Source organism: Paenirhizobium selenitireducens ATCC BAA-1503 (assembly GCF_900492185.1).
Lineage (GTDB): Bacteria > Pseudomonadota > Alphaproteobacteria > Rhizobiales > Rhizobiaceae > Allorhizobium > Allorhizobium selenitireducens_A.
Window position 1 is genome coordinate 1 of record NZ_UEYP01000039.1, and the last position, 5,017, is coordinate 5,017.

A 5,017-nucleotide genomic window follows, 5' to 3' on the forward strand; every position below is an offset into this window, starting at 1 on the left:
TGGTCAAGGGCCTGACCGCGCTGCATGGCGGCACGTTCCAGATGGAAAGCCTGCCGGGCGTCGGCACCGTCGTCACGGTCCGCCTGCCGGCCGATGGCTCCGGTGCGCTGATCGACGCCGCCGAAGGGTCGGACGTCGGGTGCAAAAATGTCGTTCCGTTGCGTCCAAAAAAAGAACGTGGAACTCGGGTAGGCCGAGCCGGCTGGCTGTTGCCTGCTACACAGAGGGGGGGTCAACTTGCTGGTCAACTGCCGAGCGGCGTAAGCGCGATTTTCCATGCGCATTGACGTAGGCGACATCGCTGACCCCAGCCCGTCCCGGGCAGCGATATTCGGCTCTATCAGGCGGCGGAGGTTTTGGAGAAGTTGAACGGCAGCAGGTCTCTAATGTCTGCCGTTTCGTCGCGCTGAGGTAACTCTGTGAGCGCGTAGCGCAGCCAGGCGAGTGGATCGACGCCACAGGCGCGGCAAGTCAGCATCAGACTGTAGATTACGGCGCTTGCCCTGGCTCCGTCAGCGGTATCGCTGAACAGCCACGATTTTCTTCCGGTCGCAAAAACTCTGATGTCGCGTTCCAGAATGTTGTTATCGATCGGCATCCTGCCGTCGCTGATGTAGCGCGTCAGGTAATCCCATTGGTTCAGGGTGTAGGAGACGGCATCACCGAGCTTGGTATCCGGCACGACCTTCGGCGCGATATTGTCGAGCCATGACTTGAGTGCGGCGAGGACAGGCAAGCTGTGCTGTTGCCGGAAACGGCGAATGCAATCGGCCTGCGTTTCACCGGCGTCGGGCTTTTTGTCTCGCGCCTGCTTTTCGATCCTGTAGAGCTGCTCGAAGAACCGGAGCGCCTGTTCCGGCGGTCCGCCTCCATTCTTTCTGGTTTTGAGGGCCTCGACGAAGCGCCGCCGTGAATGGGCCATGCAGCCGACATGGGTTGCGCCATGTAATGTGCGCCATGCGGTGTAGCCATCGCTCACCAATATGCCGCGGTAGTCGCCGAGAAAGGCCTGCGGGTGGACCTGGCCACGGCCCGGCTGGTAGTTGAGCAGCACGATTGGCTCGTCACTGTCCTCACTGCTGCGGTACGCCCACATGTACGACGTGCTGGTGGCTTCCTTGTTCTTTTCCTTCAGCACCTGAACCGTCGTCTCATCGCCATGAATGAGAGGCTGCGACTGAAGCCGCAATCTCAGCGCATCGTAGATGCGATGCAGGTGCCTCTCGCTCGAACCGATCACCCAGTGCGCGAGAGCACCCCGGCTGATCGGAACGCCGGCCCGTTCGAACGTTTGCGCCACGCGGTAGAGTGGCGTGCCGTCGACGTATTTGTGGACGAGTGCGAAGGCCAGCGTCGAGGCGGTGGCAATGCTGCCCGGCAATGGTTGCGGTGGCATCGGTGCGATTACCACAGGCGTGTTGATCCCGGTGCGGTCGCAATGGCGGCAGGCGTATTTGAACCGCACATTCTGCAGAACCTTTGCCTTCACCTCGATATGGAGCTGCTCGGTAACGGCCTCGCCCATGCGATGCATTTGACTGTCGCAGCAAGGGCAAACTTTCTGATCGTCGGGTAGATCGTATTCGACACGCTCGCGCGGCAGGTCTTCTGGCAGAGGTCTGCGGCCCCGCTTTTTACCTGCGGCACTTTCGACTGCTGGCAGGCCTGTATCCGGGAGATCGGCGACGTCGTCGCCATGATCAGGATCATCCTCCTCTGAGGCCTCTTCGGCCTCGTTGAATAGGCGATCTACGTGCTTTTCGCTGCGGGGGGCAAAACGATGCAGCCTTGCAAGCGCCAGTTCCTCTTCCAGCTTGACGACCCGCCGTGACAGCACTTCCTTCTCGGCTTTGAGCGCAGCGATTTCGGCAGCACTTGCCGCCAACTGCGCCATCAGCTCTGCAACGCTCGGTTCGCGGGCTCGGGTCATCCCAGTTTTGAATCTGAACCGCGTCGCCGCGTCAACAGATCAACACGCCACCTCAGCCGGCGATCTGATATTGCCGCACCGGATGACGGATCATCGCGTCGATATCAATCCCGTCGAGAATCCAGTGGAGCTGCTCGGTCGTCAGTGTAACCACCGCCACCTCTCGGCGCGGCCATCTGAACTTGTCTTCCGTCAACCGCTTCAGGATCAACACAAAGCCCGAGCGGTCAAAGAACAGCAGCTTCACCCGGTCACGCCGACGATTGCAGAAGGCAAAAACTGCGGGAGCAAACGGGTCCAACGCCATCGTCTCCTGGACCAGGACCGCAAGGCTGTTGATGCCGGCCCGGAAGTCGATCGGCTCCCGATGCAGATAGACCTTCAGATCAGCGCCCAGTCTGAACATGACCCAACGCTCCTATGATTGCCGCCAGCCCATTCTCATCGTCATACTCAACGGTCAGGCTGATCCCGTTCGGCAGGAGCGCACTCACCTTGGACGTCTGATACGGCTTGCCCACCGGCACGCTCTTCGTCAGTAGATCGCCGCCAGAACCCGGCCGCATAGCTGGAACAATCTGAACTGGAACGAAGGCCGAGACCAAAGGCAGAGGACGCTTCTCCATGGCCTTCTTTATCCACTTGCGAACGAGATTAGCATTCACGCCATGTTCCCGCGCAAGTCGAGAGACCGACACGCCAGGCTCTAAACACGCTGCGACGAGCCGATCACGCGAAGCAGGGTCATATCGACGGCGGCCGTCGCGACCAACAAGCCGCACCTGAAGTTTAGGAGCATCTTCATCCATGATTTGGTGTCCACCTATTTTGGTGGACACCTCATGCCTGAGAGCGCTGCGCTTCAGAAGGTGCGCAGAAATTCGCGCTTACCGAGCGGCTATGGTCAGATCTCTCATCACCAACGCGGTAGATATGGCGACCGGAACAGTAAAGTTCTTTGCTCAGGACAAAGGCTTCGGATTCATTACCCCGGATGACGGCGGTCAGGACGTCTTCGTGCACATCTCAGCCGTCGGCTTCGGCGAGGCGTTGAAAGATGGCCAGAAGGTTCTCTATGAGTTAGGTCAGGACCGCAAGACGGGCAAATCCAAGGCCAAAAATGTTTCGGTGCTCTGAGCCGCAACACTGAGAACTGTGCGCGGCGATCCGATCGTATATCAATCGTCACGCATGTTCAATCTGTAAGCAAAACTTACAATTTACTCATAGGTATCTTAACCGCGCATTCAGATTCCGATCCTGTCAGTGAAAAGCGTAAAAAACCAAACAATGAGTGAGAAACTTCTCTACGGAAACCTCTGTCCAGTCAGCATTGCCACCAGCTGGAACCTGTTTCGAATTCCACTCTGATACAAATTTATGAGGACCTTGGCGCTCTCCTGGGCCGACGGCGACGCTTGAGAGACGCCGCGCAGTTCACACACGGGCAAAGGCTTTATCTAGCAGTGCCAGATCTTCAGGTGTCAGAACTGAATTCAGTTTCTTGGCTACGTCGTGGATCATGGGCGGGAACTAGTTGCTCCTGCGACCGAATCAAGTCCTTTGTTTTCAATCATGCTGACGGCCTCGCGTGCCAAAACGCAAAACCGGCGGTCCCTAATAATTCTGATGGTGAAGATAGCTACTGCGCCTGATCATTGCTTTCAGCTCTTCCTCGCTCCGAAAGCCCGACTTGAAGAGGGCTACCAGCTCCTTTGCCAGGCCAAGCTCTTCATCCGTATTCGACACATTAGCCTGATCCCGAAACAGGTCCGCAAGCACGTTGCGCAATAATGCCAACCCTTGCGGGCCGATCTCCTGTTCGTCATCGAAATAGGTTCCACCCATCAGCCAGTCCTCTCCCCAAGCCATGCCTGATTACATCGTGACATGACACCACGTCCATAAGCTTCGCAATACATTCTCTAGAGAGTTCGACGTCTATCCCGCTTCTTCTCGATCGAGCAGACGTTTGGTTCCCCCAAGCTCTCTGTACGCGCATAGCCTGCCGATGCCTGAATCTATGACAAAAGGATATGCTCTCACTCAGCTATACCTGCTGAGACAATGCCTGTGAGACGCAAACTAGTGTATCATTTGGGTTGATTTTGCAGTTATGAGACGCTACCCAAAGAAGGTCTAGAACCTAGTGAGACGTTTCATGGCAGTTTACGGGTATGCGCGGGTTAGCACCATCGATCAGGATCTAGCGATTCAAGAGGCGGCTCTAAAGGCGGCCGGGTGCACAGTCATCCGGGCCGAAAAGAAATCCGGATCGACCAAGCAGGATCGGAAGGAGCTTAACACGCTTCTGGAATTCATGCGCGACGGCGACAGTCTTGTCGTGACGCGGGTCGATCGGCTGGCGCGCTCAGTCGGGGATCTGCAGGACATCGTACGGCTGCTAAAGCAGAAAGGGGTGACGCTGAAGGCGACGGAACAGCCGATCGACACCAGCTCAGCGGCCGGCAAAGCTTTCCTTGATATGCTCGGGGTGTTTGCTGAGTTCGAGACGAACCTTCGCAGAGAACGACAGATGGAAGGCATCGCTGCAGCAAAGATCAGAGGGGTCTACAAAGGCAGGAAGCCCCACGTTGATATTGCTGAGATCCGCCGACTTAAATCCGACGGGATGGGACCAACAGAGATTGCAAAGACGCTGAACATAGGTCGGGCGAGCGTGTATCGCGCCCTTAGAGAAGTCGCATCATCGTAGGGTGAGATGACGGGTTTGCGCCGATACCGTTGAAAAAGTCGGCGTTGCTGTCGGTGCAAAGTTCTGATTCACTCCTTCTAGGGATTTAGGAGGTTGTGCCGATGATGGGCGAGCGAATAGTGGTGCAGGAAGCGCTGTTTTACGGGTTCAGCATCGAGCGTCACGTCCCGGCGAACCATCTTCTGCGGTCTATCGACCGCTTCGTCGATCTGTCTGGCCTTCGGACTCACTTGCGCCCTTTCTACAGCGAGATCGGGCGGCCCTCGATCGATCCGGAACTGATGATCCGCATGCTGATCGTTGGGTACTGCTTCGGAATCCGTTCGGAGCGTCGGCTGTGTGAGGAGGTACATCTGAACCTCGCCTATCGC

The 5,017-nt window shown here is 57.1% G+C and carries 7 protein-coding genes and 1 pseudogene; 4 read left to right on the forward strand and 4 right to left on the reverse strand.

Annotated elements, in window-relative coordinates:
- Positions 1–287, forward strand: a pseudogene (locus tag RHIZ70P_RS23380) (hypothetical protein); the annotation flags it as partial.
- 53 nt (positions 288–340) lie between these two features.
- On the opposite strand, the gene tnpC reads toward RHIZ70P_RS23380, so the two are convergent.
- Genes tnpC through tnpA form a run of 3 tightly spaced genes read right to left on the reverse strand, consistent with a single transcriptional unit; the run spans position 341 to position 2,739 of the window.
- The gene (gene tnpC, locus RHIZ70P_RS22540; protein ID WP_115672802.1) at positions 341–1,930 is read right to left on the reverse strand and encodes an IS66 family transposase; all 1,590 of its coding nucleotides are present in this window, start codon (positions 1,928–1,930) and stop codon (positions 341–343) included.
- A 52-nt stretch (positions 1,931–1,982) separates the two neighbouring features.
- On the reverse strand, positions 1,983–2,336 hold the full coding sequence (gene tnpB / locus RHIZ70P_RS22545; RefSeq protein WP_056537524.1) for an IS66 family insertion sequence element accessory protein TnpB: 354 nt from the start codon (positions 2,334–2,336) through the stop codon (positions 1,983–1,985).
- Positions 2,317–2,739: an IS66-like element accessory protein TnpA gene (tnpA, locus tag RHIZ70P_RS22550; protein WP_115672803.1), complete on the reverse strand. Its 423-nt coding sequence runs from the start codon at positions 2,737–2,739 to the stop codon at positions 2,317–2,319. Before tnpA ends, tnpB begins: the two co-directional genes overlap by 20 nt.
- Positions 2,740–2,863: 124 nt before the next feature.
- Here tnpA and RHIZ70P_RS22555 point away from each other — a divergent pair, with 124 nt between their 5' ends.
- Positions 2,864–3,067, forward strand: coding sequence for a cold-shock protein (locus RHIZ70P_RS22555; RefSeq protein ID WP_115672806.1), 204 nt, complete (start codon positions 2,864–2,866; stop codon positions 3,065–3,067).
- Between the two features lie 480 nt (positions 3,068–3,547).
- On the opposite strand, the gene RHIZ70P_RS22560 is transcribed toward RHIZ70P_RS22555, so the two are convergent.
- Positions 3,548–3,778: a hypothetical protein gene (locus tag RHIZ70P_RS22560; protein ID WP_147294058.1), complete on the reverse strand. Its 231-nt coding sequence runs from the start codon at positions 3,776–3,778 to the stop codon at positions 3,548–3,550.
- A 313-nt stretch (positions 3,779–4,091) separates the two neighbouring features.
- Here RHIZ70P_RS22560 and RHIZ70P_RS22565 point away from each other — a divergent pair, with 313 nt between their 5' ends.
- Together RHIZ70P_RS22565 and RHIZ70P_RS22570 are read left to right on the forward strand one after the other, a co-directional pair.
- Positions 4,092–4,646 (forward strand): recombinase family protein, encoded by a 555-nt coding sequence (locus RHIZ70P_RS22565; RefSeq protein WP_115672805.1) that lies wholly within the window; start codon positions 4,092–4,094, stop codon positions 4,644–4,646.
- 101 nt (positions 4,647–4,747) lie between these two features.
- Positions 4,748–5,017 (forward strand): transposase (locus tag RHIZ70P_RS22570; protein WP_147294059.1); only part of this gene is annotated, 270 nt, incomplete at its 3' end.